Annotated in this window: 24 protein-coding genes and 1 pseudogene; 12 read left to right on the top strand and 13 right to left on the bottom strand. The window is 69.6% G+C overall.

Annotated elements, in window-relative coordinates; genetic code table 11:
• Nucleotides 1–122: 122 nt before the first annotated feature.
• A complete protein-coding gene (locus LCL61_RS36535; RefSeq protein ID WP_340683958.1) occupies nucleotides 123–2,621 on the bottom strand; it encodes an FtsK/SpoIIIE family DNA translocase in 2,499 nt (832 codons plus the stop codon).
• A 127-nt stretch (nucleotides 2,622–2,748) separates the two neighbouring features.
• Between LCL61_RS36535 and LCL61_RS36540 the strand changes: the two genes are divergently transcribed.
• From LCL61_RS36540 to LCL61_RS36565, 6 genes are all read left to right on the top strand, one after another.
• Nucleotides 2,749–3,558, top strand: a complete 810-nt coding sequence (locus LCL61_RS36540; protein ID WP_340683959.1) for a lysophospholipid acyltransferase family protein — start codon at nucleotides 2,749–2,751, stop codon at nucleotides 3,556–3,558.
• A 47-nt stretch (nucleotides 3,559–3,605) separates the two neighbouring features.
• On the top strand, nucleotides 3,606–4,220 hold the full coding sequence (gene wrbA, locus LCL61_RS36545; protein WP_340683960.1) for an NAD(P)H:quinone oxidoreductase: 615 nt from the start codon (nucleotides 3,606–3,608) through the stop codon (nucleotides 4,218–4,220).
• A gap of 70 nt (nucleotides 4,221–4,290) precedes the next feature.
• Entirely contained in the window at nucleotides 4,291–4,581 is a 291-nt protein-coding gene (locus LCL61_RS36550; protein ID WP_340683961.1) for a hypothetical protein, read from the top strand.
• A complete protein-coding gene (locus LCL61_RS36555) occupies nucleotides 4,578–6,113 on the top strand; it encodes an alpha/beta hydrolase (protein WP_425341957.1) in 1,536 nt (511 codons plus the stop codon). Before LCL61_RS36550 ends, LCL61_RS36555 begins: the two co-directional genes overlap by 4 nt.
• 65 nt (nucleotides 6,114–6,178) lie before the next feature.
• Nucleotides 6,179–6,727, top strand: coding sequence for a hypothetical protein (locus LCL61_RS36560; RefSeq protein ID WP_340683962.1), 549 nt, complete (start codon nucleotides 6,179–6,181; stop codon nucleotides 6,725–6,727).
• A 177-nt stretch (nucleotides 6,728–6,904) separates the two neighbouring features.
• Nucleotides 6,905–7,876 (top strand): EamA family transporter, encoded by a 972-nt coding sequence (locus tag LCL61_RS36565; RefSeq protein WP_340683963.1) that lies wholly within the window; start codon nucleotides 6,905–6,907, stop codon nucleotides 7,874–7,876.
• On the opposite strand, the gene LCL61_RS36570 is transcribed toward LCL61_RS36565, so the two are convergent.
• Nucleotides 7,853–8,443, bottom strand: coding sequence for a DUF305 domain-containing protein (locus tag LCL61_RS36570; RefSeq protein ID WP_340683964.1), 591 nt, complete (start codon nucleotides 8,441–8,443; stop codon nucleotides 7,853–7,855). The genes LCL61_RS36565 and LCL61_RS36570 overlap by 24 nt on opposite strands.
• A gap of 152 nt (nucleotides 8,444–8,595) precedes the next feature.
• Here LCL61_RS36570 and LCL61_RS36575 point away from each other — a divergent pair, with 152 nt between their 5' ends.
• Nucleotides 8,596–10,005, top strand: a complete 1,410-nt coding sequence (locus tag LCL61_RS36575; RefSeq protein ID WP_340683965.1) for an amino acid permease — start codon at nucleotides 8,596–8,598, stop codon at nucleotides 10,003–10,005.
• On the opposite strand, the gene LCL61_RS36580 is transcribed toward LCL61_RS36575, so the two are convergent.
• The 6 genes from LCL61_RS36580 to thyX form a co-directional block, all read right to left on the bottom strand.
• The gene (locus tag LCL61_RS36580; protein ID WP_340683966.1) at nucleotides 9,935–10,429 is read right to left on the bottom strand and encodes a vWA domain-containing protein; all 495 of its coding nucleotides are present in this window, start codon (nucleotides 10,427–10,429) and stop codon (nucleotides 9,935–9,937) included. The two genes, LCL61_RS36575 and LCL61_RS36580, sit on opposite strands and share 71 nt — an antisense overlap.
• 74 nt (nucleotides 10,430–10,503) lie before the next feature.
• The gene (locus tag LCL61_RS36585; RefSeq protein WP_185927423.1) at nucleotides 10,504–12,201 is read right to left on the bottom strand and encodes a ribonuclease J; all 1,698 of its coding nucleotides are present in this window, start codon (nucleotides 12,199–12,201) and stop codon (nucleotides 10,504–10,506) included.
• Nucleotides 12,198–13,211 carry a 4-hydroxy-tetrahydrodipicolinate synthase gene (dapA, locus tag LCL61_RS36590; protein ID WP_034312161.1) on the bottom strand — a complete coding sequence of 338 codons (1,014 nt, stop codon included), beginning with the start codon at nucleotides 13,209–13,211 and terminating at the stop codon, nucleotides 12,198–12,200. Before dapA ends, LCL61_RS36585 begins: the two co-directional genes overlap by 4 nt.
• A 111-nt stretch (nucleotides 13,212–13,322) precedes the next feature.
• On the bottom strand, nucleotides 13,323–14,825 hold the full coding sequence (locus LCL61_RS36595) for a serine/threonine-protein kinase (RefSeq protein WP_340683967.1): 1,503 nt from the start codon (nucleotides 14,823–14,825) through the stop codon (nucleotides 13,323–13,325).
• Between the two features lie 82 nt (nucleotides 14,826–14,907).
• Nucleotides 14,908–15,300, bottom strand: coding sequence for an ACT domain-containing protein (locus LCL61_RS36600; protein WP_016332627.1), 393 nt, complete (start codon nucleotides 15,298–15,300; stop codon nucleotides 14,908–14,910).
• A complete protein-coding gene (thyX, locus tag LCL61_RS36605) occupies nucleotides 15,300–16,052 on the bottom strand; it encodes an FAD-dependent thymidylate synthase (RefSeq protein ID WP_007029376.1) in 753 nt (250 codons plus the stop codon). The genes LCL61_RS36600 and thyX overlap by 1 nt, the downstream gene beginning before the upstream one ends.
• A 133-nt stretch (nucleotides 16,053–16,185) precedes the next feature.
• Here thyX and LCL61_RS36610 point away from each other — a divergent pair, with 133 nt between their 5' ends.
• Entirely contained in the window at nucleotides 16,186–16,710 is a 525-nt protein-coding gene (locus tag LCL61_RS36610) for a toxin-antitoxin system HicB family antitoxin (protein WP_340683968.1), read from the top strand.
• Between the two features lie 11 nt (nucleotides 16,711–16,721).
• Nucleotides 16,722–17,630, top strand: a complete 909-nt coding sequence (locus LCL61_RS36615; protein ID WP_340683969.1) for a DUF4097 family beta strand repeat-containing protein — start codon at nucleotides 16,722–16,724, stop codon at nucleotides 17,628–17,630.
• A 265-nt stretch (nucleotides 17,631–17,895) separates the two neighbouring features.
• On the opposite strand, the gene LCL61_RS36620 is transcribed toward LCL61_RS36615, so the two are convergent.
• Nucleotides 17,896–19,116 carry a winged helix-turn-helix domain-containing protein gene (locus tag LCL61_RS36620; protein ID WP_340683970.1) on the bottom strand — a complete coding sequence of 407 codons (1,221 nt, stop codon included), beginning with the start codon at nucleotides 19,114–19,116 and terminating at the stop codon, nucleotides 17,896–17,898.
• Nucleotides 19,117–19,175: 59 nt separating this feature from the next.
• On the opposite strand from LCL61_RS36620, the gene LCL61_RS36625 reads away from it, so the two are divergent.
• A complete protein-coding gene (locus LCL61_RS36625; protein WP_340683971.1) occupies nucleotides 19,176–19,736 on the top strand; it encodes a GNAT family N-acetyltransferase in 561 nt (186 codons plus the stop codon).
• Nucleotides 19,737–19,802: 66 nt separating this feature from the next.
• Here the strand turns inward: LCL61_RS36625 and LCL61_RS36630 are convergent.
• Nucleotides 19,803–20,210: pseudogene (locus tag LCL61_RS36630) on the bottom strand (GtrA family protein); the annotation flags it as partial.
• A 149-nt stretch (nucleotides 20,211–20,359) separates the two neighbouring features.
• On the opposite strand from LCL61_RS36630, the gene LCL61_RS36635 reads away from it, so the two are divergent.
• Together LCL61_RS36635 and LCL61_RS36640 are read left to right on the top strand one after the other, a co-directional pair.
• Nucleotides 20,360–20,881, top strand: a complete 522-nt coding sequence (locus LCL61_RS36635; RefSeq protein WP_219153473.1) for a YqaA family protein — start codon at nucleotides 20,360–20,362, stop codon at nucleotides 20,879–20,881.
• Nucleotides 20,882–20,931: 50 nt separating this feature from the next.
• On the top strand, nucleotides 20,932–21,480 hold the full coding sequence (locus LCL61_RS36640) for a hypothetical protein (protein WP_340683972.1): 549 nt from the start codon (nucleotides 20,932–20,934) through the stop codon (nucleotides 21,478–21,480).
• Nucleotides 21,481–21,568: 88 nt separating this feature from the next.
• Here the strand turns inward: LCL61_RS36640 and LCL61_RS36645 are convergent, their stop codons facing one another.
• The 3 genes from LCL61_RS36645 to LCL61_RS36655 are packed head-to-tail and all read right to left on the bottom strand — an operon-like array spanning nucleotide 21,569 to nucleotide 24,122.
• On the bottom strand, nucleotides 21,569–22,018 hold the full coding sequence (locus LCL61_RS36645) for a tetratricopeptide repeat protein (RefSeq protein WP_340683973.1): 450 nt from the start codon (nucleotides 22,016–22,018) through the stop codon (nucleotides 21,569–21,571).
• A complete protein-coding gene (dapB, locus tag LCL61_RS36650; protein ID WP_340683974.1) occupies nucleotides 22,015–22,761 on the bottom strand; it encodes a 4-hydroxy-tetrahydrodipicolinate reductase in 747 nt (248 codons plus the stop codon). The genes LCL61_RS36645 and dapB overlap by 4 nt, the downstream gene beginning before the upstream one ends.
• Nucleotides 22,758–24,122 (bottom strand): pitrilysin family protein, encoded by a 1,365-nt coding sequence (locus LCL61_RS36655; RefSeq protein WP_340683975.1) that lies wholly within the window; start codon nucleotides 24,120–24,122, stop codon nucleotides 22,758–22,760. Before LCL61_RS36655 ends, dapB begins: the two co-directional genes overlap by 4 nt.
• Nucleotides 24,123–24,177 lie beyond the last annotated feature (55 nt).

A 24,177-nucleotide genomic window follows, 5' to 3' on the forward strand; every position in this document is an offset into this window, starting at 1 on the left:
CCTACCATCAAGGTAGGCAAGGAGGCCTTCACGGACCGGCCCGCAACCGAGGCTCATCCAGGAGCGGGTAGGTACCTGAGACAGGTTGGTTCTAACCGTCCTTACCACTCACGAGGGCTCAGTCAGTCGTCGGAGACGTCGCCACCGTTCGCGTCCCCGCCACCGCGGATCATGAACAGCACCGACTCCAGCTCTTCCGGCTTGATCAGCACGTCCCGCGCCTTCGAGCCCTCCGAAGGGCCGACGACGCCGCGGCTTTCCAGCAGGTCCATCAGCCGCCCGGCCTTGGCGAAGCCGACCCGCAGCTTCCGCTGCAGCATCGACGTCGAGCCGAACTGCGAGGTGACGATCAATTCGGCGGCCTGCAACAGCACGTCGAGGTCGTCTCCGATGTCGGAGTCGATTTCCTTCTTCTCGCCGGCCTTCGCCGCGGTGACGCCGTCCTGGTAGTCCGGCTGCGCCTGCTCCTTGGCGAAGTTCACCACCGCGGAGATCTCTTCGTCGCCGACGAAGGCGCCCTGGATGCGGACCGGTTTCCCGGCCCCCATCGGCAGGTACAGCGCGTCACCCATACCGATGAGCTTCTCCGCGCCCGGCTGGTCGAGGATGACCCGCGAGTCGGTGAGCGACGAGGTCGCGAACGCCAGCCGCGACGGCACGTTCGTCTTGATCAGGCCGGTCACGACGTCGACCGACGGGCGCTGGGTCGCCAGCACCAGGTGGATACCGGCGGCACGCGCCTTCTGGGTGATCCGGACGATCGCGTCCTCGACGTCGCGCGGGGCGGTCATCATCAGGTCGGCGAGCTCGTCGACGATCGCCATGATGTACGGGTACGGCTGGTAGACACGCTCACTGCCGGGCGGCGCGGTGATCTCGCCCGAGCGCACCTTCTTGTTGTAGTCGTCGATGTGCCGGACCTTGTTGACCTGCATGTCCTGATAGCGCTGCTCCATCTCCTCCACCAGCCAGGCCAGCGCCGCGGCGGCCTTCTTCGGCTGGGTGATGATGGGCGTGATCAGGTGCGGGATGCCCTCGTACGGGGTCAGCTCGACCATCTTCGGGTCGATCAGGATCATCCGGCATTCGTCCGGCGTCGACCGCGCGAGCAGCGACACCAGCATCGAGTTCACGAAGCTCGACTTACCGGAACCGGTGGACCCCGCCACCAGCAGGTGCGGCATCTTCGTCAGGTTCGCGGTGACGAAATGGCCCTCGATGTCCTTGCCGAGCCCGATGACCATCGGGTGGTTGTCCTTGACCGTCGACGGCGCGCGCAGCACGTCGCCGAGGCGCACCATCTCGCGATCGGAGTTCGGCACCTCGATGCCGACCGCGGACTTGCCGGGGATCGGCGCGAGCAGACGGACGTTGTCGGTCGCCACCGCGTAGGCGATGTTCTTGGTCAGCGCGGTGATCTTCTCGACCTTCACGCCGGGGCCGAGTTCGACCTCGTACCGGGTGACCGTCGGGCCCCGCGTGAAGCCGGTGACCTGCGCGTCGACGTTGAACTGCTCCAGCACGCCGGTGATCGCCTCGATCATGGCGTCGTTGGCCTTGCTGCGGGACTTCGGCGCGTCGCCGAGCTTCAGCAGGTCCGGCGGCGGGAGCTTGTAGTCGCCCTCGACGGTCCTGGTGACCGCCAGCGGCTGCTCGGCCTTCTTCGGCTTCTTCTCTTCGATCGGCTTGGGAGCGGGCTTCGGCGGGCGCAGCGGCGTCGGCGCCTCGGCCAGCGCGGCTTCGATGTCGAGTTGTTCGCCCTCGTGGTCACCCGAGGCCTGGCGTCGCCGCGAGGGCTTCCGCAGGCGGACCGACTTCGGGTCGGCTTCGGTGACGGCGTCGCGTTCCTCGTGGATGGCCTTGCGCTCGGCCTCGGCCTCCTCGATCTCCTCGGGGTCGAGCCCCCAGGTACGCAGTCGGTGCGGGATCTCCCGGACCGGGGTCCCGGTGAACACGAGCGTGCCGAACAGCAGTGCCAGCACCAGCAGCGGCACCGCGACCCAGGTGGTGACGCCCATGGTCAGCAGGCCGCCGGAGAACGCGCCGATCACGCCGCCGGCGTACATCCGGCCGTCGTTGGTCTCGGGCAGCGCGGTGAAGATGTGCAGCAGGCCGAGCACGGACAGGATCACCAGCAGGGTGCCGATGACCATCCGCGGCCGGGCCTCCGGCATCGGTTCCGAACGCATCAGCGCGACGGCGACCACGGTCAGCACCAGCGGGAGCGTCACGGCACCGGCGCCCAGCAGAGAGCGCGTGCCGACCTCCACCCAGCCGCCGATCGGGCCCGCGGCCCGCCACCAGACGCCGAAAGCGATCACCAGTGCCAGCGCGATGAGACCCAGCGCGAGACCGTCGCGACGGTGCTCGGGTTCGAGTTCGCGACCGCGGCCGACCGTCCGCGCGAGGGTGCCGAGGCCCTTCGCGAGCAGATTCCAGGTGCCGCGCACACCCTTGGCGAACGTGCCGGACGACTTCTTCCGCGGTGCCGGACGCCGTGGAGCGGGTTTCCTCGCAGCCGTTGCCCTGGGCTTCGCCGGGGTACGCGGCTTTCGCGCCGGCCCCTTGCTGCCGCCGCTTCGCGCCGTACTCCGTTTCCTGGTCGTCGACCCGCTAGCCATGTCTCCACGGTAACCGCCTCGACCCTCCAGCCCCGGCTGCCACTCGGAGCACATCCGGAACATTCGTCTCAGGTCACAGCTTGAGCGGCCATCCGGGTGAAAAGCGGGTCATGACATGCTCTGCCCCATGTTCGCGCTGCATCAGGATGAGAATTCGGCTCGCCGCGCCCCGGCCATCTGGCGCACGATGCTGAACATCGACCGGGGGCTGGTCAACTTCGTCGGCAAACTCACCGTGACCGGCGGTGTCCCGGCGGAACTGCGCCGCAAGCCCTTGCTCATGACGGCCAACCACATCGGCGTCTTCGACGCGTTCGTGCTGATGGCGGCCTGCAAGCGGATCGGCATCAACCCGCGGTTCATGCTGGCGGGCGGCATCCTCGACGCGCCGGTCATCGGCCCCGCACTGCGGCTCAGCGGTCACCTGCGGGTCGACCGCAAACAGGCTTCGACGGCCATCGGCCAGTTCGCCGAAGCCACCGAGGCCCTGCGGGCCACCCGTGACCCGCTGATCGTCTACCCCGAGGGCCGGATCAGCCACGACCCCGGCCTGTGGCCTGAGCGGGGCAAGACCGGCGCGGCGCGGCTCGCGCTGGCCGCTGGGGTGCCGGTGATCCCGATCAGCCAATGGGGCGCGCACGAAGCCGTGTACTGGGGCACGGAGACCGTCAACGGTCCGGCCGACCTGGTGCCTCTCGCGAAGTCCGGGCTGAGCGCGCCCATGCGCCGGCCGCGGTTCAAGGTGCACTTCGGCGAGCCGGTGGACCTGTCGGAGGTCGAGCCGGAGCGGCCGGGCGCCGGGGTCCGCGCGCACGCCAAGATCATGCAGGCGATCACCGACGGGCTGGTCCCGCTGCGCCGCGACGAACTGGACAAGCCGCGCTTCCACGACCCGACGCGGCCGACGGACACCGTCAGCCCCTGGAAGAAGTACTGAGTCCGGATCCTGAGACGGGTGCTCGCGCTCGCCTAAGGTCGGCGGACGTGAGCACCCGCATCCTCGTCGTCTACTACAGCGCGACCGGCAACACCGCGAAACTGGCGTCGGCGCTGGCCGACGGCGCCCGCGAGGCCGAAGCCGGCGTCCGCGTCCGCACAGTTCCCGAAACCGCTCCGCCCGCCGCGGTGGCGAGCAATCCGCGCTGGCAGGCGTGGGTGGACGCGGGACCGCACCACGAGACGGCGACGCTGGAAGACCTGGAGTGGGCCGACGGGTTCGCGGCGGGGAGCCCGACCCGGTTCGGTGGCCCCGCCGCCCAGCTTAAGTCCTTTTTGGACAGTACCGGCGGCCTGTGGGCCAAGGGAAAGCTGGTGAACAAGGTCGCGACGTCGTTCACCACCGCCTCCACCGCGCACGGCGGGCTCGAAGCGACCGTGCTGGCGACGAACAACATCTTCTATCACTGGGGCGCCATCGTCCTGCCGCTCGGCTACACCGATCCGCGGCTGCTCGAATCGGGCAATCCGTATGGCGGCTCGTTCGTCTCGCGCGAGTCCGCCGAACCCGACGAACTGGCCCTGGACGCCCTCCGCCTCCAGGGGCGGCGCCTCGCCACCGTTTCGCGCTACATCGCCGACGGTCTTTTCAAGGACGGGTGAAGGGAACCGCGCGTCCGTCTCCCGCGTCGTAGTGTGGTCACACAGCGTCACGCTACGGGGAGGAAGCGGGATGACCGGCGGGTACGAGGTGGCCTTGGAGGCGATCGGCGCGGCGTCAAGCGCGGCGAAACGGGCTTCGGACGACGTCGGGAAGGTGAACCTCGCGGCCACGCTCGCCGAAGTCGCGGCGGGGTTGCCGGGTGGCGTATCCGGGGAAGCGGCCCGCCTGCTCGCGGACGCCTGGGGCCGGGCGGTGCCAGGCTGGGCCGAGAACACCGCGGACTACTCCGCACGGCTCGACGCGGCGGCCGTCCGCTACCGCTCGAACGAGCTGGCGGCATCACGGGAACTCCCCGTATGATGCTCACCTGGGGAGACGTGCGCCGGTGGGATCCGGCCGCGATCGGCCGCGTCGCCGACGCGCTCAACGACGGCTGCGCCAAGATCATCGCCGCGAACGACGACGTCGAAGCCATGGCCCGCTTCACGGGCTGGACCGGCGACGCGGCCACCGCCGCCGCGACGCGGGGTGCGTCGCTGACCTCCACTCTGGAGCGGCTCGTCGCCGAGGCGTCCGCGGTCCGGCGAGGCGCTCACGAGGTGCAGATCGCGCTGGACCGGATCGTCGCGTTCGTGCGGGAGACCGACGAACTGGCCCACCGGAACGGCCTGGCCATCGGCGCCGGAGGCGAGATCTCCGTCGGCGTTCCGCGGCCTGATCAGGCTCGCGTCAGGGCGGAGCTGGCCGACAGGGTCGAACAGGGCCTGCGCCGCGCGACCGACGTCGACGCTGATTTCGCCGACATTCTGCGACGGGCCCTTCGTGGCGAGATCACCGAACAGTGCGGCAGCACGCTCGCCCAGGCGGCGGACGCCGGAGCCGCGCAGAGCGGCCTGTCGATCATCGGCCCGCCCGAGAACGGCACCCCCGGCGACAACAAGGCTTGGTGGGCGAGCCTGTCGGACACGGCGAAAGTCGCTTTGCTGCAAGGAAACCCGGGGCTCGTCGGCAATCTCGACGGTATCCCGGCGGCCGACCGCGACGCCGCCAACCGCGCCGTCCTCGCCAGTGAGATCGCGCGGCTCCAGGGCGACCCCAAACTCAAGGGCCTGGAAGCCATCCAACAGCGGCTGGACCGGTCGGAGCCGCAGGCGTTCCTGCTCGGACTGGACACCAGCGGCGACGGGAAGGCGATCGTTTCCGCGGGGAATCCCGACACCGCGGCGAACGTGGCGACCTACGTGCCGGGGACGGGCTCGGAACTGGCGAAGATCGGCGGGGACCTCAACCGGTCCGACAAGATGTGGGCCGCGGCGACCACTTCGGGCTCCCCCTCCACCGCCGTGATCACCTGGCTCGGCTACGACGCGCCGAACGAGATCACCGACGCCGCGAGCGACAAGTACGCCGACGGCGGCAAGGCTGCCCTCGCGCAATTCCAAGACGGGCTGCGGGAAACACACCAAGGATCGCCCTCGCACAACACGGTGCTGGGGCACAGCTACGGCACCACCGTCGTCGGGCACGCGGCCGGTGACGGTGGCCTCGCCGCGGACGAACTCGTCTTCGTCGCGAGCCCGGGCGTCGGCGCGCACGACGTGAGCGAACTGCATCTCGACGGGGTGAATCAGGACGAGATCGGCGAACACGTGCACGCGACGGTGGCCGAACACGACATGATCAACCTGGCGAACGTCGAAATCGCCGGATACGACCCGATCCTCGGCCAGGATCCGGCCGACGCGGAATTCGGCGGGCAGGTGTTCACCTCGGCGCCGGGCACGGACGGGTGGGGCGGGTACAGCACGGAGGCACACAGCGAATACTGGGAAGACAACAACCCGTCGCTCCGGAACATCGGCCTGATCATCGCGGGAAAGCCCGCCTCGTGAGACTTCCGCTCCTGACCGCTCTTCTCGTGCTCTTGTCCGATTGTTCTTCCGGAGGTGGAGACGCCATGAAACCGACCATCACCGAACACGAGGCGAAAGACAGGGTCGAGCGGTACATCGAGGGCGCGCTCTCCGCGCTGCCCGGCTCGGCGGAACGGAAACCGTTCACCCAGCACAGGTCCGAATGCACCGACCCCACCGACAACGGTCCCCAAGGCCGCTTTGAGATCTCCGCGACCTATGAGGTGACCGGCCTCGAACCGGCCCGGTTCGAGGAATACTTCGACGCCATCGTCCAGTGGTGGTCGGCTCATGACTTCGGAGTTCTGACGGACTCGCGACCGAAGGACCACTATGTGTTCGCCAGGAACAACGCGGACGCTTTCGACATGTCCGTGCAGGCGAACGACCTCGGCAAGTTCTACGTCGGGGCGACCTCACCGTGCGTCTGGCCGAACGGCACACCCGAACCCCAGGCCCTCGAAGGCACCCAACCCGAGGAGCCGGTCGCCGCTCCCCCGGAACCGGAGCCGGTGCGCAAACCGCGTCGCGCTCCCGTCGACGACGAGGACTTCGCCCAGACGAACTGGACCGACGGCGGCACCTCCTTCTGACCGCCATGAGCGATTCCATCGGGGAGCGGACGCCTGGGTAGTGAAGGCCTCCTTCACTACTCTCAGGGTAGGCAAGGAGGCCTTCACGGACAGGCCTCACTCACGACCACCCCGCGCCCGGCCCACCCGCTGGGAAAACGGGTCGCCCCGCGGTCACCCGGCCTCTACCCTCCGGCCGTGACCGCCGAACTCGCCGCCGCCCCCGCCCCGCACGTCGCACGGCGCGGCCGGGGCATCACCCTGATCCTGCTCGCCGCGCTCTTCTTCGGGACCTCGGGTGTGCTGGGCAAACCGGCGATGCAGGCCGGGCTGTCCCCGGAGCAGGTCGCGGCGATCCGCATCGGACTGTCGGCGATCGTGCTGCTCGCGCTGGTCGCCGTCTTCCGGCCGAGGCTCCTCAAAGTCACGAAGAAAGAGTGGCCGCTGCTGCTCGCGTATGGCTCGCTCGGTGTCGCGGGCGTCCAGCTCATGTACTTCCTGGCGGCGGGCCGGATCCCGGTCGGGATCGCGATCCTGCTCGAGTTCACCTCTCCGGTGCTGATCGCGCTGTGGGTGCGGTTCGTGCGGCGGGTGCGGTTGCCGAAGGTGATGTGGGCGGGGATCGCGCTGGCGATGACCGGGCTCATGCTGGTCGCGCAGGTCTGGGAGGGGCTCAGTCTGGACGTCCTCGGGTTGCTCGCCGGGCTGGGCGCGGCCGTCTGCTCGGCGGGTTACTTCCTCCTGGGCGAACGTGGCGTCGCGGACCGCGATCCGCTCGGCATGGTCACCTGGGGGATGACGATCGGCGCGGTCCTGGTGTGCGCGGTCGCCCCGCCGTGGACGATCCCGTGGGGAGTCCTCGACACCCCGGCGACGTTCGGTTCGTGGGAGCCGCCGGTGTGGTCGTTGCTGATCGCGCTCGTGCTGATCGCGACCGTCCTCGCCTACGCGACGGGCATGGCGGCGCTGCGGCATCTCCCGGCGTCGGTGGCGAGCGTCGTCGGGCTGGTGGAACCGCTGATCGCCGCCACCGCGGCCTGGCTGCTGCTGGGTGAGGCCCTCAGCTGGATCCAAGCCGCCGGCGCGGTGGTGCTGTTGACCGGCGCGTACATCGTCCAGCTGAATTCGAACGTGGTCCAGACGGACTCAACCCTGCTGGAAGCCCCGTAGATCGCTGATCTCCTGCTGCTGCGAACGCGAAGTCGTCGCGGCGAGATCGCGGGCGTCGGGGTTGCGGCCGTGCTGGGTTTCGGCGTCGGCGATGCGGACGCCCGCTTCGCGCTGGCGCAGCAACCGCGCGGCGAACTGGCGGTCGAAGTCCTTTCCGGACAATCCGGCCAGTGCCGCCATGTCGCCGGGGCTGATGTACCCATCGCGCTGGACGTGTTCGAGGTTCGGGTCGTCCGGCGCGGGCTGACCCCACGCCTCGATGAGCCCGGACAACCGCGCGATCTCCGGTTCGTGCGTGTCGATGACCCGCTTCGCGAGTGCCTTCAGCTGCTCGTTCGCCGCGCGGGTTTCCGCCAGGGAAGCCAGATCCACGCCCTGCTGGTGGTGCGCGAGGGCTTGCCGCGCGAACGCGACATCGGCGTCGTTGAACGGAACGGCTGCCTGCTGCGCCACCGGTGAAGACCCGGGAGGCGCCGTCTGCGACTGGGGCGCCTCGTCCGAGCAGCCCGCGAGCGCTACGGCGGCCAGGGTGACGGCGGGCAGGAACCGGAGGACGGCGTGCGGCATCGAAGAGCTCCTCGGAACGCGCGGTGGAGGTGCCTAGGTTGGCAGAGTCCACATCGGCCTGTTCACCGGGGGTTGCGCAAACACTTTTCCTCCCGGGCTCACGGTGCGACAATCCCGCGATCCGCCGTCACTCCGACAGGAGGTCACCGCGAATGGGCGCAGAGACCACGACCGAACGGGCGGGTCTGCGCCCGGACCTGCGGCAGCGCCACGTCCGGATGATCGCGCTCGGCGGCATCATCGGCGCGAGTCTGTTCATCGGCAGCGGCGCGGTGATCCACACCGTCGGCCCGGCGGCCGTCCTCTCCTACGCCATCGGCGGCCTGATCGTCGTGCTGGTGATGCGGATGCTGGGCGAGATGGCGACGGCCGCGCCGTCACAGGGGTCCTTCATGGAATACGCGCGGACCTCGCTCGGCGGCTGGGCGGGTTTCACCGTCGGCTGGCTGTACTGGTACTTCTGGGTCGGCGTGGTCGCGTTCGAGGCCGTCGCCGGGGCGAAGATCCTGCAGACGTGGATTCCCGTTGTGCCGCAATGGGTCTTCTCGCTCGTGCTGATGCTGCTGCTGACCGCGACCAACCTCGCCTCCGCCCGCTCGTTCGGGGAGACGGAGTTCTGGCTCGCGTCGGTCAAGATCGCCACGATCGTGGTGTTCCTCGTGGTGGGCATCCTGTTCGTGCTCGGGGCGTGGCCCGGCGGCTCGTTCTCGGTCGGCAACATCGCGCAGGACGGTTTCCTGGCCAACGGCCCGTTCTCGGTGGTGCACGGAGTGGTGATCGTGATCTTCTCCTACTTCGGCGCGGAGATCGTCACCATCGCCGCCGCCGAATCGCGGGAGCCCGAAACGGCCGTGCGCAAGGCGACCTCGTCGATCGTCTGGCGGGTCATCGTGTTCTACGTCGGCTCCGTGACACTGCTGGTGATGATCACCGGCTGGCGCGACATCCCGACCACGACGAGCCCGTTCGCCGCCGCGTTCGGCCGGTTCGGCATCCCCGCCGCCGAGACGGTGGTCAGCGCGGTGGTGCTGACGGCCGTGCTGTCGGTGCTGAATTCGGGGCTGTACACCGCTTCCCGCATGCTGTTCGCGTTGCGCGGCAACGGCTGGGCGCCGAAGTGGATCGCGGACACGAACCGGCGCGGCGTGCCGTGGAAGGCGATCCTGGTGTCCACTTCGGTCGGTTACGTGGCCGTCGTGATGAACTTCGTGTCCCCGGACAAGATCTTCTACTTCATCATCAACTCCGCCGGGGCGGTCGCGCTGTTCGTCTACGCGATCATCGCCGGCTCACAGCTCCGGATGCGGCGCCGCCTGGAAGCCGAAGCGCCGGAACGGCTGAAGTTGCGCATGTGGGGCTACCCGTGGCTGAGCCGGCTCACGCTCGCCGGGACGCTGGCCGTGGTCGCGTCGATGCTGTTCGTGGACGCGGACACGCGGGCCCAGCTGTACCTGAGCCTGGTCAGCCTGGCGGTGATCCTCGGCGTCTACTTCATCCAGCGCCGGCGATCCGGCCGAGAGCGCCGTAAAACACCTCTCCGATCTTCGCGGGATCACGGCTGAGGAAAGCCTGGCCGCCGGCGGGCGCGACGAGCTGACGGAGCTCGGTCTCGTCGGCCTCCGGCCCGATCCCGATGGCGATCAACGGCACCGGGCGGTCCCGGTCGCTCAACTTTCCCAGCTCCGCCACCAGGTTCTCGCGGCTGATGCCACCGGGATCGGTGTTGCGGCCGTCGGTCATCACGATGACGAGGTTCAGCTTCCCCCGCTCCCATTCCTCGTGCGCGAGCCGGTAGAGGTCGAGGACGCTGTCGTAGAGCCCGGTCTGCCCGTCCGGCACGGCGCGGACGGCGCGCAACCGGTCGACGGCGGCCAACTGCTGACGGACCGGCGCCATCGGCAGGATCTCCCGGTAGTCCCGCTCACCGTCCACTTTGGTCGCGAAGGCCAGAAAACGGATCTGTGACGTGGATTTGAACAGATGCAAACCGTTCTCCGCCGNAAACCCCCCCCTTCCTTCGGCTGAGCCGAGGGAAGGGGGCCTTCACGCGCGTTCGAGAGCTAGACGGGGATGACCGTCGGCACGATCATCGGACGGCGCCGGTAGGTGTCGGCGACCCAGCGGCCGACGACGCGGCGCACGGCCTGCGCGATGCGGTGCGTGTCGGTGATGCCCTCGGCCTCGGTCCTGGCGAGTTCCATCTCCACCATCGGGAGCACGGCGTCGAGCGCCTTCGGGTCGTCGGAGAACCCGCGTCCGGACACCGTCGGGCGGGTCACCGCGCGGCCGGTGCTGGTGTCGACGGCGACGGTGATGGCGATGAAGCCGCCTTCGCCGAGCACGAGCCTGTCCGACAGCGTCGACTCGCCGACGTCGCCCACGGAGAGACCGTCGACGTACACGTGCCCGACCTCTACCCGTCCGGTCCGCGTGGCCTTGCCGTCGACGAGGTCGACCACGACGCCGTCCTCGGCGATGACCACGTTCTCCGGCGCGACACCGGTGCGCACGGCCAGTTCACCGTTGGCGCGCAGGTGCTTCCATTCGCCGTGCACCGGCATGACGTTGCTGGGGCGCACCGCGTTGTACAGGTACAGCAGCTCGCCCGCAGACGCGTGCCCGGACACGTGCACCTTGGCGTTGCCCTGATGCACGACGTTCGCGCCGAGCCGCGTGAGGCCGTTGACGACGCCGAAGACCGCGGTCTCGTTGCCCGGGATCATCGAGCTGGCCAGCACGACGGTGTCGCCGGCGCGGATCGAGATCTGCCGGTGCTCGCCGCGCGCCATCCGCGACAGCGCCGACAGCGGCTCGCCCTGCGAACCGGTCGACACGAACAGCACCTTGCTCTCGGGCAGGTCGCCCGCCTGGTCGAGGTTGACCAGCAGGCCGTCGGGCACGTTCAGCAACCCGAGGTCGGCGGCGATGCCCATGTTCCGGACCATCGACCGGCCGACGAAGGCGACCCGGCGGCCATGCCGGACGGCGGCGTCGAGCACCTGCTGGACGCGATGCACGTGGCTCGCGAAGCAGGCGACGATGACGCGCTGGCCGACCTTGCGGACGACGTCGTCGAGCACCGGGCCGATGTCGCGTTCCGGCATGACGAACCCGGGCACCTCGGCGTTGGTCGAGTCGACGCAGAACAGGTCCACGCCCTCGTCGCCGAGCCGGGAGAACCCGGCGAGGTCGGTCAGCCTGCCGTCGAGGGGGAGCTGGTCGAGCTTGATGTCACCGGTGTGCAGCACGACACCCGCCGGCGTGCGGATGGCCACCGCGAGCGCGTCCGGGATCGAGTGGTTGACCGCGAAGAACTCGAGGTCGAACTCGCCGACCTTGCGTCGCTCGCCCTCGCGGACCTCGATCAGGTTCGGCCGCTGCCGGTGTTCCTTGGCCTTCGCCGCGAGCAGCGCGTTCGTGAACCGGGAGCCGTAGATCTTCAGGTCCGGGACCAGCCGCAGCAGGAACGGGACGGCGCCGATGTGGTCCTCGTGCCCGTGGGTGAGGACGAGGCCGTCGATGTCCTCGAGGCGGTCTTCGATCGCGCGGAAGTCGGGCAGGATCAGGTCGACGCCGGGCTGGTCGTCTTCGGGGAAGAGCACCCCGCAGTCGACGATCAGCAGACGGCCGCCGAACTCGAAGACGGTCATGTTGCGGCCGACTTCGCCGATCCCGCCGAGCGCGACCACGCGCAAGGCGCCTTCGGGCAACGCGGGCGGCGGGGTGGTCGGTCCGGGTCCGGTTGGCAATGAACTCACCGAGGCATGGTCCCTACGCTGGTATGTGAGGTCGGCGCCGTGTAGGCCGCCGCTGAATCTGCTTGTGCCACTCGTGCACCATGCCAGTCACTGGCGGCGCTTTCCCCGAGCGGCACGCCCCCCTGGGCGAGATCCGCGGAAATCGCCTGGAGCTGCTCGTCGTTCGCGGCCACGATGGGCAGCCGCGGGTCACCGATGTCGAAGCCGCGCAGCCGCAGGGCCGCCTTCGAGAACGCGACGCCGCCGACGCGGGACATCGCCCGCAGGACCGGCAGCATGCCGCGGTGGTTGGTGCGCGCGGTGGAGGTGTCGCCGGACTCGTAGGCGTCCATCATGCCGCGGATGCGGCCCGCCACGACGTGCCCGATCACGCTGACCACACCGGTGCCGCCGACGGACACCCACGGGAGGTTGAGGCCGTCGTCACCGGAGTAGTAGGCGAGCTGGGTGTTCGCGATGACCTCGGAGCCGGCGATCAGGTCGCCCTTGGCGTCCTTGACCGCGAGGATGCGCGGGTGCTCGGCCAGCCGCAGCAGCGTGTCGACCTCGATGGGGACGATCGAGCGCGGCGGGATGTCGTAGAGCATCACCGGCAGCTCGGTGGCGTCGGCGACCGTGGTGAAGTGCGCGTAGAGCCCGGCCTGGCTGGGCCGCGAGTAGTACGGCGTGACGACGAGGATGCCGTGGGCGCCCGCCGCTTCGGCCTGCTTCGCCTGCTCGATGCTGTGCGCGGTGTTGTTCGTGCCCGCCCCGGCGACGATCGTCGCGCGGTCACCGACGGCCTCGACGACGGCGCGGACCAGCTCGGCCTTCTCGGCGTCGGTCGTGGTGGGGCTCTCCCCGGTCGTGCCGTTCACGACGAGACCGTCGTTGCCCAGTTCCACGAGGTGTTCGGCCAGCTCCTGCGCCCGCTTCAGGTCCAGCGCGCCGTCGGCGTCGAAGGGGGTGGCCATCGCGGTGAGCACGCGCCCGAACGGTCTTCCCGGCGCTGCGGTAGGTGGAGTGGACATGCTGTGAAGGTACCTCCTGCGAGCGCCGAACCCCTTGCCGACGTGGTCGTTCCCGAGAATCACGGTAAATTTTCCGCGAGGAAGGCGAACTCGGCGCAAACTCTCTGTGAGCTATTTGACCTTGGTCGTGATCTGAGCGGGGATCTGGCTGCCGTCGGTCTTGGCGAGCAGGCAGAGGAAGCCGCGCGAATAGTTCCGGTCCTCCTCGTTGGGCGGCCGGTTCCATTCGGCTTCGGTCGGCACGACGGCCCGCCAGGTCAGCGAGGCCCGCTGTGCCCCGGGCACGACGTTCGAATTGAAGGCCGCCGAGCAGAGCGACTCGGCGATCCGGTTGACCGCGTCCGCGCCGGGATACACCGCGACCTGGGCGTCGTCGTCCGAAGAGGACTGGACGTCGAGCAGGCTGCCCTTGGCGAAGACCTCCAGCAGGTGGTCCTTGTCGCAGCTGATGCCGTCGTTCAGGTTGATGCCCTCGATGAGGGGAACGTTGTAGCAGTCTCCGGAGGAACCGAGTTTGACCTGCCCGTTGATGCCGTAGGTCAGGGTGGCCTGGGCCTGGCTGTTCCCCTCCGGCGCGGCCATCCACCGGCCGAGGAAGATCCCGCCGACCAGCGCGCCGATCACGGCGACCGCGGCCAGGCTCAACCACAGCGGGCGCAGGTTGCGCCTCGCCGGGGCCGGGGCGAGCCGGGTCATCGGCTGGCCGGACTGCGGCATCATCGCGGTGCCGCCCGAGGGCGGTGTCGGCTGGGCCTGAACGCCCTGCGCGGCCGCCAGCAGGCTGCGCACCTGGTCGTACGACATCCGCGCCTCGGGTTTGGTGACGAGCAGGCCGAGGATCGCGGCGGCCAGCGGGCCCTGGACCCGGGTCAGGTACGGCGCCTCGGTCATGATCGCGTGCAGGGTCGCCGCGGTGGTCGACCGTTCGAACGCGACGATGCCTTCCGCGGCGAAGAACAGCGTCGTGCCCAGCGACCAGAGGTCGGATTCGGGCATCGCGTCGCGGCCCTCGACCCGTTCCGGCGCCATGAACGCGGGCGAGCCGACGATCATGCCGCTGGTGGTCAGGCGCGGGTCGTCGGCGGCGTGCGCGATGCCGAAGTCCGTGAGTTTCACCCGGCCGTCCGGCGCGACCATGATGTTCGCGGGTTTGACGTCGCGGTGCACGATCCCGGCGGCGTGCGCGGCCCGCAGCGCGGACAACACCCGCTCCCCCACCAGCGCGATCTGCTGGGCGGGCAGCGGGCCGCGGTCGCGCACCAGGTCGGCCAGCGTCGGCGCCTCGACCAGCTCCATCACGATGTAGGTCGCGCCGTTCTCGGTGACGACGTCGTACACGGTGACCACGGCCGGGTCGTTGAGACGACCGGCGGAGCGGACCTCGCGCAGCATCCGCTCCGACAGCACCGAGGCGTCCTCGGGCGCGTTCGGGAACTTCAGCTCCTTGATCGCCACCTGGCGGCCGATCACCTGGTCCTGTGCGCGCCAGACGATGCCCATCCCGCCGCGGCCGAGCTCGCCCAGCAGGGCGTATCGGCCGGCGACGATCCGCGCGCCGGCGGCCTGATGCGTCTGCTGGGGCGGCCCGTACGGACGGGTCTGTTCGTCGGTCAAGGTTCGGTGCTCCTTCGGTTCGCGCAGGATGCTGACTCGGACCCGTTCGCGCCCCGAAAGGTTCCTTCGCCGAGCTCGTGGATCAGACCGTGACCTCGTGCCCGGCTTCCCGGAGCGCCTTCACCGCGCGCTCCAGCTCGGCGGCCCGGACCAGTACGTGGTCGGTGTCGAAGGTGGACATCGAGAACAGCGCCACCCCGGCGGCGGCCAGTTCGCTCGACAGCGCCGCGATGATGCCGGTCAGCGTGAAGGCCAGCGGCCCGCGCACCGACAGCAGCCGCCAGCCGTCCTCGACGGTGGCCCCGGCCGGCGCGAGACCGGCCGGGCAGATCACCGACAGCTCCTCCGGCGTCCGCGTGAGGGAGATCAGCACGGGCTCGCCGGGGTCGAGCAGGTTCGCCGGAACCGGCGCGTCCGGGGCGAGGCGGGCGACCGCGTACTCACCGGGCCGGACGTCGATAGCGAGGCGTCGCATCAGCCCTCGAGGACCTTCGGGCTGGACGCGACCTCGGTACCGTCGGGCAGCGCGGAGATGGTGAAGTCCGCGAAGACGTTGCTCGAAGCCTTCTGCAGCTCGCGCAGGCACTCGATGGCCAGGGCGCGGATCTCGACGTCGGCGTGCTCGGTGGCGCGCATCGCGATGAAGTGCCGCCAGGCGCGGTAGTTGCCGGTGACCACGATGCGGGTCTCGGTCGCGTTCGGCAGCACGGCGCGGGCGGCCTGGCGGGCCTGCTTGCGGCGCAGGGTCGCGCTCGGCACGTCGGCGAACTTCTCCTCCAGCCCGGCGAGCAGCTCGGTGTAGGCGTCGACGGCGGCCTGCGAGGCGGCGAGGAACTTCGCGTGCAGCTCCGGGTCCTGCGCGATGACGTCGGGCTCGACGAACGCGGCGTCGCGCTCCGGCACGTAGCGCTGCGAGAGCTGCGAGTAGGAGAAGTGGCGGTGGCGGATCAGCTCGTGCGTCAGCGAGCGCGAGATCCCGGTGATGTAGAAGCTGACGGATCCGTGTTCCAGCACCGAAAGGTGGCCGACGTCGATGATGTGCTCGAGGTAGCCGGCGTTGGTGGCCGTCTTCGGATTCGGCTTCTTCCAGGACTGGTAGCAGGCCCGGCCCGCGAATTCGGCCAGTGCCTCACCACCGTCGGCATCGGTCGACCACGGTACGTCCGACGGCGGGAAGAACTCCGTCTTCGCGATCAGTTGAACCTTGGGTGACACGGTCTCGGCCACGTTCGCACTCCTTTTCGACCCCTGCTCCACGACTCCGGGCAGCGTAACCGCAAGCGTCTTTGACGCCGGGGAGACATCACGGTGACGTCATGGCCTCCTTGACTGACATCACAAGTGACGTCATAGTGGTGTCATGGATCTGACGCCGTACATCACAAGCCTTCGCGAGGACCTCGCGAACACGGCTTCGGCCGGCGACGAGCAGACGCGGCGCGCTGCCGCGCTGCTGTCGTCGGCGCTGGAGCCCGCCGCCCGCCTGACCATCATGAACGCCCTCGCCGACCTGGCCGCCGAAGTGACCTCCGCGCTGCCGGGGCACGTCGTCGACGTCCGGCTCGACGGCCGCGACGTGCGCGTCGTCGTCACCGGCTCGGCCGAGAGCGCCGAGCCGTCCCCGCCCCGCCAGGAGGCACCGCGGGAGGCCCCGCGTGCGCCCAAGGTGGACACGGGCGACATCACCCGCATCACGTTGCGCCTGTTCGAGCAGGTCAAGGGCCAGGCCGAGGCGGCGGCCGCCGCTCAGGGTGTCTCGCTGAACACGTTCGTCTCGCAGGCCGTTCAGGGAGCGCTGGGCAAGAGCGGAAGCGAGCACTGGCACTACAAGCAGAAGCCGGGCGGCGGTGCCGGTTCGCACCTGCACGGCTGGGTCCAGGGCTGAGGGGGACGGAAATGACCGAGGAAAGCATTCCCGCCGGTGAAGAGACCGTGCGCGTCGAGGACTTCGAGGCCGAGGGCCCGGTCGAGATCGACGTGAGCGTGGCCATCGGCCGGGTGACCATCGAACTGACCGGCGAGAACGGGGTCCACGCCGAGGTCCGCCGGGACGGTGGCGAACAGCAGCCGTGGGTGGACGGGATGACGAGCCTGCTCAGCTGGGTCGGGGAACGCTTCGGCGACCAGCTCGGCGGTTCGCCGGCCGGGTCGGCGGGCGACGCCGTGGCGCAGACTCGGATCGAGAAGGTCGGCAACCGGCTGGTCGTCCAGGCGCCGAAGGCCTGGCAGCTGAAGAACGTCCCGCTCGCCGTGACCGTCCGGGCGCCCGCCGGTTCGCATCTGGAGGTGCGGGCCGGGGCGGCCGACGTCACGGTCACCGGCTCCGCCGGGCGGGCCGACCTCCTGACCGGCGCCGGCAAGATCGGCCTCGAACGGGCCGACGGTTCGGCGATCGTCCGCACCGGCACCGGCGACATCAAACTCGGGCCGACCCTGTCCGGGCTCCAGCTGCGCACCGGTAGCGGATCCGTCGAGGCCGCCTCGGTGAGCGGTTCGGCCACGCTCGCGACCGGCACGGGTGACGTCTGGCTCGGCGAGGTCGCGGGCGAGGTCCTGGCGCGCACCGGCAGCGGCTCCCTCTCGGTGGCGGACGCCGCCTCCGGGACGCTGGAGCTGACCACCGGATCGGGTGAGGTCCGCGTCGGGATCCGCGGCGGCGTTCAGGCCGAGATCGACCTTTCGTCGACGACCGGGTCGGTGTCGAGCGAACTGGAGGTCGCGGAGACCGCGCCTGCGGAGGTCTCGCTGAAGGTGCGGGCGCGCACCGGCACCGGCGACGCGGTGGTGACCAGCGCGGCCAGCTGAGCCGCGGGCCACAGGGGGATCGAGGGACCTTTGCTCTCACTTTTCCACGGGGGTGGGAGCGAAGGTCCCTCGCTCATTTCAAGTGGACCGGCCGGAGGGTCGGCACGCCACGCGAAGAGCCTGAACGCTGCCGCAGGGCGGTGCCGGCGAAGTAGTGAAGGCCTCCTTCCCTACCTTGAGAGTAGGGAAGGAGGCCTTCACGGACCTCCCAGCGGAAGCCGCCGCTATGAAAGGACCTTTCATGGCATTCCTGAGGCGGTCCAGATCAGCGCACGAGGCGCGAAAGCACCGGAGCGAGATCGCCCCGCTCCCCCACCGCGACCCCGTCCAGCCCCTGCCATTCCGCCATCAGCCGCAGCTCGCCGGCCAGCTCACTGGCGACCCGCGCGGCATCCACCCCAGGCTCGGCGAAGGCGCCCTGGACGCGAAGCACCCCGGCGGCACGGTCGGCCTTGAGGTCGACCCGGCCGACGAGTTCGCCGTCGAGCAGGAACGGGAACACGTAGTACCCGTAGATCCGCTTCGGCTCGGGCACGTAGATCTCGATGCGGTAGAAGAAGTCGAAGATGCGCTCGGTGCGGGCGCGTTCCCAGATCAGCGGGTCGAACGGCGACAGCAGGGCCCGGCCGGTGACCGACCGCGGCGCCTTCGCCGCGAAGTGCCGGTACGCCGGGGCGGGCCAGCCGTCCACGGTCACCGGTTCCAGCACACCCTCCTCGACCAGTTCCGCCACCGCCCGCTTACTGACGTCGGGGCCCAGCCGGTAGTAGTCCCGCAGATCCGGTTCGGTGCCGATGCCCAGCGCGACGGCCGCGCGTGTGATCAGTTCGCGGGCGCCTTCCTCCGGGCTCACGGTCCGCGACAGGATCTCCGGCGGGACGACGCGTTCGGTCAGGTCGTACAGCCGCTCGAACGACCGGCGCGTGCCGGTGGTCAGCTGCCCCATGCCGAAGAGCCACTCGCAGGCCTTCTTGACTTCCGACCGCTCCCACCACGAACCGGGTTTGCCACGACCCGAGTCGCTCTCCAGCGCACGCTCGATACCGCCCGCGCCGATCGGTCCGTGTTCCTTGACGACGGTGAGGATGTCGTCAACCAGCTGGGGCGTCTGCTCCAGTACCCGGGCGTAGTTCGTCCACCAGCCCATGCGTTTCGCCCCTGACCGCAGGAGCGGCCAGTCCGCCACCGGCAGCAGGCTCGCCTCGTGCGCCCAGGATTCGACCAGCAGCCGGGGTTTGCGCGCGGAATGGGACCAGGCCGCGTCGTCCACCAGCGCGGAGTCGTACGCGCCGAGCCGGGAGAACAGCGGCATGTAGTGCGCGCGGACCGCGACGTTCACCGAATCCAGTTGCAGCAACTGGATTCGGGACAGCACGCGCTGCAGATGCCGCCTTGTCACCGCTCCACCCGGACGTGCCTCGGCGAACCCCTGTGCGGCCAGCGCGATCCGGCGCGCGACCGGCCCGCTGATGGTCGTAGTGCTCATCGTTCGCATGCTGCCATCCACCACCGACAGTTTTCGGCCGCACCGCTAATCTGCGCAGCATGGCCGCCGCCGAAGTCCGCCCAGCAGTCGTGTCCGACGCCCCCGAAATCGCGCGCATCCAGCGCGACACCTGGCGAAGCGCCTACACGGAGTTGCTCGGCGAAGCGGCTGTCGCCGGGCTCGACATCGAGGAGCTCGAGAAGACCTGGGCCGAAACGATCGAGTACCCGGGCACGCGCGTCTTCCTCGCCACCGAAGGCGAGTTCACCGTCGGCTTCTGCGTCGCCGGCCGCGCTCCGGAGAGCGAGGCGGCCACCGCCGACGGTTCGCTGCCAGACGACGCTTCGACGACGGCGCTCATCGCCTCGCTGCTGGTCGAGCCGCGGTGGGGACGGCGCGGGCACGCGGGACGGCTGCTGGCGAACGCGTCCGCCTGGCTGCGCGAGGACGGCGCCACGCGCGGGATCAGCTGGGTCGCCCAGACCGATCACGCGTCACTGGGCTTCTTCCGCCGCGCGGGCTGGTCGCCCGACGGAACCGTCCGCATCCTCGACACCGGAAGCACGAACGTGCGCGAAGTCCGGCTCACCGGCGGCCTCGACCTCGAGCTCACTCCCTGACTTCGCGAACACGACCCAGCGCATCACCGAGTACATGAACACGCCTTCGCACGCCCCGGCGATGAGCCGGGAGAGGCGGTAGTCGACGCCCAGCGCGGCCAGCCCGGCCCCGACGCCGAGCAGGAACGCCACGTAGTTGATGACGATCGCGATGACGTACAGCACCGCCTGCCTGCCGACGGGCGCGTGCGAGCGGAAGTTCATGCTGCGGTTCAGCACGAAACTCAGCCCGAACGCCGTCGCGTACGCGAGCGTGATCGCCAGCCACACCGGCAGGCCGAGCCAGCCGCGAAGCAGGGTCAGCAGGATCAGGTCGACCCCGAAGGTGAACCCGTTGATGAGCGCGAAACCGAGGAAACTCGGCGCCACCAGCCGGGAAAGCCCGAAGGGGAGGCACCGCACCACGGCCGCGCAGAAGTCGGCGAAGCGATCCGCGAAACCCTTTCCGCGGACCGCGTCGTGCACGTCGGCCACGGCTCCAGCATGGCAGCGGCAGGTGGCCGAGAGCCGACGAACAGGTGATCTTCTGGTGCGGCCCCGAGGCCGGGAACGGGGGCTGGCCCCAGTGCGTCCAGGTTCTCAGCTGATAACTTGGAGAGAACGAAGATAACGGGGAGGCAACGATGGTGGGCTGGTTGCTCCTGTCGTTCGGCGTCGCCTTCGGTTCCGCGATCCTCCCCGTCGTCAGCATCGAGATGTTCCTCATCGGCCTGTGCGCGAGCCAGCCGACGATGCCGTGGCTGCTGCTCGGCGCCATCGTCGCGGCCGGTCAGGTGGGCGGGAAGACGCTCTACTACCTCGCCGCGAAGGGCACGATCAAACTTCCGAAACCGCTGCACGACCGCCTGCACCGGGAGCGGCCGCCCACCCCGCGCCGGGAAAGATGGCGGGCGCGCACCAAGAAGATGCGCGCCCGGCTCGACGCACTGCGCGAACGGTGCCATCGGCATCCGCATTGGATGGCGGGCACGTACGGGGTGAGCTCGGTCGTCGGCCTGCCGCCGTACATGGCCACGAGTGTCCTCGCGGGGCTGGTGCGGATGCCGCTGGCGACGTTTCTGGCCACCGGTTTCCTCGGCCGCTGGCTGCGGTTCAGCCTGCTGGCCGCCTCCCCCGCCCTGTTCGCGGGCTGGTTCCACTACTGAGCACCGATATTGTGATGCGCGCCATGGCGGCCCCCCTAGTGTCTTCGCCCGTGCCGACTTCGTCCGCGTATCCACCGTTGAACGTGCAGGTGCACACACCCCGGTTGTCCTTGCGGGGAGCGACGGACGAACTCCTGGAACAGTTGGTCCCGACGGTCCGGAAAGGCGTGGTCACCGAACCTCCGTGGCCTTTCGACGATCCGGCCTCGCTCTACGAAGACAGTCCGGAGCGCGAATGGCGCCGGCTACGCGGGATCTGGCGGGGCCGGGGCCAGGTGAGCGAGAGCCAGTGGCGGCTGTACTTCGTCGTGGTCGTCGGCGGCGAGCCGGTGGGCATCCAGGATCTGATCGGCACCGACTTCGCCACGTTCGGCACGGTCACCACGTTCTCCTGGCTCAGTCCGGACCTGCGTGGCCGCGGCCTGGGCAAGGAGCTGCGGCATCGAACTGGTCGCCGTTCGCGAATGCCTGCCCGTCCTCGGAATCGAGCCTGCGCATTCAGAGGACTAATTGCGCGCAGCTGCGGCGGCACGACGTCCAGGTGGTCGCGAGTGGCAAGACGGGTTGAAGCGGACACACCCTTGTCTACCCATTGCTGACCTGCTCGAAGGCGAGGAGCCCGCTGGCACAGGGTGGTCTATGAAGGATTTGGGACAGCCCAGGCCACCGGCCCCCGCAATCAGGTGACTAATTGCGGGAAGCGGCTTCGAGTTCGACGGCGCGCCGCATCGTGGCACGGGCGCGCTTCCGGTCACCGGCGATCTCGTACGCGTACGCCAGCCGGTACCAGACGCGCCAGTTCTCCTGGTCGGCCTCGACTTCGGCGCGGCGTTCGTCGAACCAGGCGTCGGCGGCGTCGCGATCCACCCGGCCCGAAGGCCGCCGGGGCAGATCGGAGACGTCGGGCAGGCCGCCTTCCTCGTCCAGCCTCCGCGAAAGCCGCTGGATCTGGACGCCGGAACGCCAGGTGGTCACGATGATCCAGATCCCGAGCAGCGGCAGCAGCAGGACCCCGACGCCGAAGAGCACCGGCACCGTCTCCCCGGTGCGCACCAGCGCGATCCCCCGGCCCGCCAGCAGGACGACGTAGACGGCGAGCGCCGCCGTCATCACCAGCGCGAAGTTGCGGGCCCTCACAGGTCGAGGATGTTCTCGAGACCGACCGTGAGGCCGGGCCGCGTGAGCACCGAACGCACGCCGAGCAGCACACCCGGCATGAACGACGTGCGGTGCAGGGAATCGTGCCGGATGGTCAGGGTCTCCCCCTCGCCGCCGAACAGGATCTCCTCGTGCGCCACCAGTCCGGGCAGCCGGACCGAGTGCACGCGGACGTCGTCGACGAGTGCGCCGCGGGCACCGTCCACTTCGGACGTCGTCGCGTCTTCGCCCGGCGCGAGACCGGCTTCCGCACGAGCCTCGCCGATCAGCCGCGCGGTGTGCGCGGCGGTGCCGGAAGGCGCGTCGGCCTTGCGATTGTGGTGCAGCTCGATGACCTCGGCCGAGTTGTAGAACCGCGCCGCCTGCTGGGCGAACCGCATCGCCAGCACCGCGCCGAGCGCGAAGTTCGGCGCGATCAGTACGCCGAGCGACGGGTCGGCCGCGAGCCACGAGCGCAGCTTCTCCAGCCGCTCCTCGCTGAACCCGGTGGTGCCGACCACAGCATGGATCCCGTTACCGGTCAGGAACTCCAGGTTGTCCATCACCGCGTCGGGATGGGTGAAGTCGACGACGACCTGAGCCTGCTTGAGCGCCGCGAGGTCGTCACCGGCGTCGAGCGCGGCGGCGAGTTCCATGTCGTCGGCGCCGTTGACGGCGTTCACCACTTCCTGGCCCATCCGGCCGCGTGCGCCCAGCACACCGACGCGAATTCCAGCGGTCATGATGCGATCACCTCGTGCAGGTCGTCCGGAAGGTCGTCGGCGTGAGCGTACGGCCCGACCACCGCCGCCGCCGACACGCCACCAGGGCGGTGCAGCAGAGTGCGAGCGAGCGCACAGACCTCTTCGGTGGTGACGGCGTCGATCCGCGCCACCGTGTCGTCGACGCCGAGATAGCGGCCGTAGTTCAGTTCGTTCTTGCCGATCCGCGACATCCGCGACGAGGTGTCCTCGAGACCGAGCACGAGCCCGCCCCGCAGCTGCCCCTTCGCGCGCGCGACCTCGGCTTCACTCAGCCCGTCCTTGCCGACGAGTTCGAGCACCTCGCGGATCACCCCAGCGACCTCGCCGAGCTTCTCGGGCTGGCAGCCCGCGTAGACGGCCATGTGCCCTGTGTCTGCGTAGCTCGCGACAGACGAGTACACCTGGTACGCCAGCCCCCGCTTCTCCCGGACCTCCTGGAACAGGCGCGAGCTCATCCCGCCGCCGAGCGCGGCGTTGAGCACCGACTGCGCGAACCGGCGGTCGTCGTGCCGCGACAGCGAACGCAGGCCGAGCATCACATGCGCCTGCTCGGTGTCGTCGGTGTGCAGCGCGAGTTTCGGCGCCATCGCGATCCGTGCCCGCCCGCCGCGCGGCGGCACGGGCGTCGCCGTCCCGGTCAGCCTGGTCCGCAAAGCCTTGCGCACCAAGCGAAGCACCTGGGTGTGCTCGATGTTCCCGGCGACCGCGAGCACCATCCGCGGCAGGGTGTAGCGACGCCGGTAGAACCCGCGCAACGCCGAAGCGGACATCTCGACGATGGATTTCTCGCTGCCGAGCACGGGGCGGCCCAGCGCGTGGTTGCCCAGGATCGCGCCGACGAACGTCTCGTGCAGCAGGTCTTCGGGGTCGTCGTCACGCATCGAGATCTCTTCGAGCACGACACTGCGCTCGGTCTCGACGTCCTTGTCCGTGCACAGCGCCTCGAACACGACGTCGGTGACTAGGTCCATCGCGAGCGGCAGATCCTCGTCGAGCACCTGCGCGTAGTAGCAGGTGTGCTCCTTCGCGGTGAACGCGTTGAACTCCCCGCCGACCGCGTCGATCTCCTCGGCGATCTGGGTGGCGTCCCGGTTCGTGGTGCCCTTGAACAGCAGGTGTTCGAGGTAGTGCGCCGCCCCCTCGACCGACGACGGCTCGTCACGCGATCCGACCCCGACCCACAGCCCGACCGTCGCCGAACGGGAGGCGGGGACGTGCTCGGTGATGACCCGGAGGCCACCGGCCAGCACACTGCGTTTGACCACCGCACCGTCCGAAGTGGACTCCAGCGTGCGGGTGCTGCCGACGGGCTGTTCGTGCCCGGGAACCTGACGAGCCAACGGATTCCTTACTCACATGTCAGGAAAGGGTCGTTCAGGACGAAAACTTGTCCTG

It is taken from the genome of Amycolatopsis coloradensis (assembly GCF_037997115.1).
In the GTDB taxonomy this organism is placed as follows: domain Bacteria; phylum Actinomycetota; class Actinomycetes; order Mycobacteriales; family Pseudonocardiaceae; genus Amycolatopsis; species Amycolatopsis coloradensis_A.

Excerpts from the sequence above, each read along its gene's own strand:
- LCL61_RS36610 (WP_340683968.1), top strand. The coding sequence starts at position 16,186 with ATGGATCTGACGCCGTACATCACAAGCCTTCGCGAGGACCTCGCGAAC.
- LCL61_RS36635 (WP_219153473.1), top strand. The coding sequence starts at position 20,360 with ATGGTGGGCTGGTTGCTCCTGTCGTTCGGCGTCGCCTTCGGTTCCGCG.
- LCL61_RS36600 (WP_016332627.1), bottom strand. The coding sequence starts at position 15,300 with ATGCGACGCCTCGCTATCGACGTCCGGCCCGGTGAGTACGCGGTCGCC.
- LCL61_RS36625 (WP_340683971.1), top strand. The coding sequence starts at position 19,176 with ATGGCCGCCGCCGAAGTCCGCCCAGCAGTCGTGTCCGACGCCCCCGAA.
- LCL61_RS36560 (WP_340683962.1), top strand. The coding sequence starts at position 6,179 with ATGAAACCGACCATCACCGAACACGAGGCGAAAGACAGGGTCGAGCGG.
- LCL61_RS36615 (WP_340683969.1), top strand. The coding sequence starts at position 16,722 with ATGACCGAGGAAAGCATTCCCGCCGGTGAAGAGACCGTGCGCGTCGAG.
- LCL61_RS36620 (WP_340683970.1), bottom strand. The coding sequence starts at position 19,116 with ATGAGCACTACGACCATCAGCGGGCCGGTCGCGCGCCGGATCGCGCTG.
- dapA (WP_034312161.1), bottom strand. The coding sequence starts at position 13,211 with ATGTCCACTCCACCTACCGCAGCGCCGGGAAGACCGTTCGGGCGCGTG.
- dapB (WP_340683974.1), bottom strand. The coding sequence starts at position 22,761 with ATGACCGCTGGAATTCGCGTCGGTGTGCTGGGCGCACGCGGCCGGATG.
- LCL61_RS36555 (WP_425341957.1), top strand. The coding sequence starts at position 4,578 with ATGATGCTCACCTGGGGAGACGTGCGCCGGTGGGATCCGGCCGCGATC.
- LCL61_RS36550 (WP_340683961.1), top strand. The coding sequence starts at position 4,291 with ATGACCGGCGGGTACGAGGTGGCCTTGGAGGCGATCGGCGCGGCGTCA.
- LCL61_RS36575 (WP_340683965.1), top strand. The coding sequence starts at position 8,596 with ATGGGCGCAGAGACCACGACCGAACGGGCGGGTCTGCGCCCGGACCTG.
- LCL61_RS36540 (WP_340683959.1), top strand. The coding sequence starts at position 2,749 with ATGTTCGCGCTGCATCAGGATGAGAATTCGGCTCGCCGCGCCCCGGCC.
- LCL61_RS36570 (WP_340683964.1), bottom strand. The coding sequence starts at position 8,443 with ATGCCGCACGCCGTCCTCCGGTTCCTGCCCGCCGTCACCCTGGCCGCC.
- LCL61_RS36535 (WP_340683958.1), bottom strand. The coding sequence starts at position 2,621 with ATGGCTAGCGGGTCGACGACCAGGAAACGGAGTACGGCGCGAAGCGGC.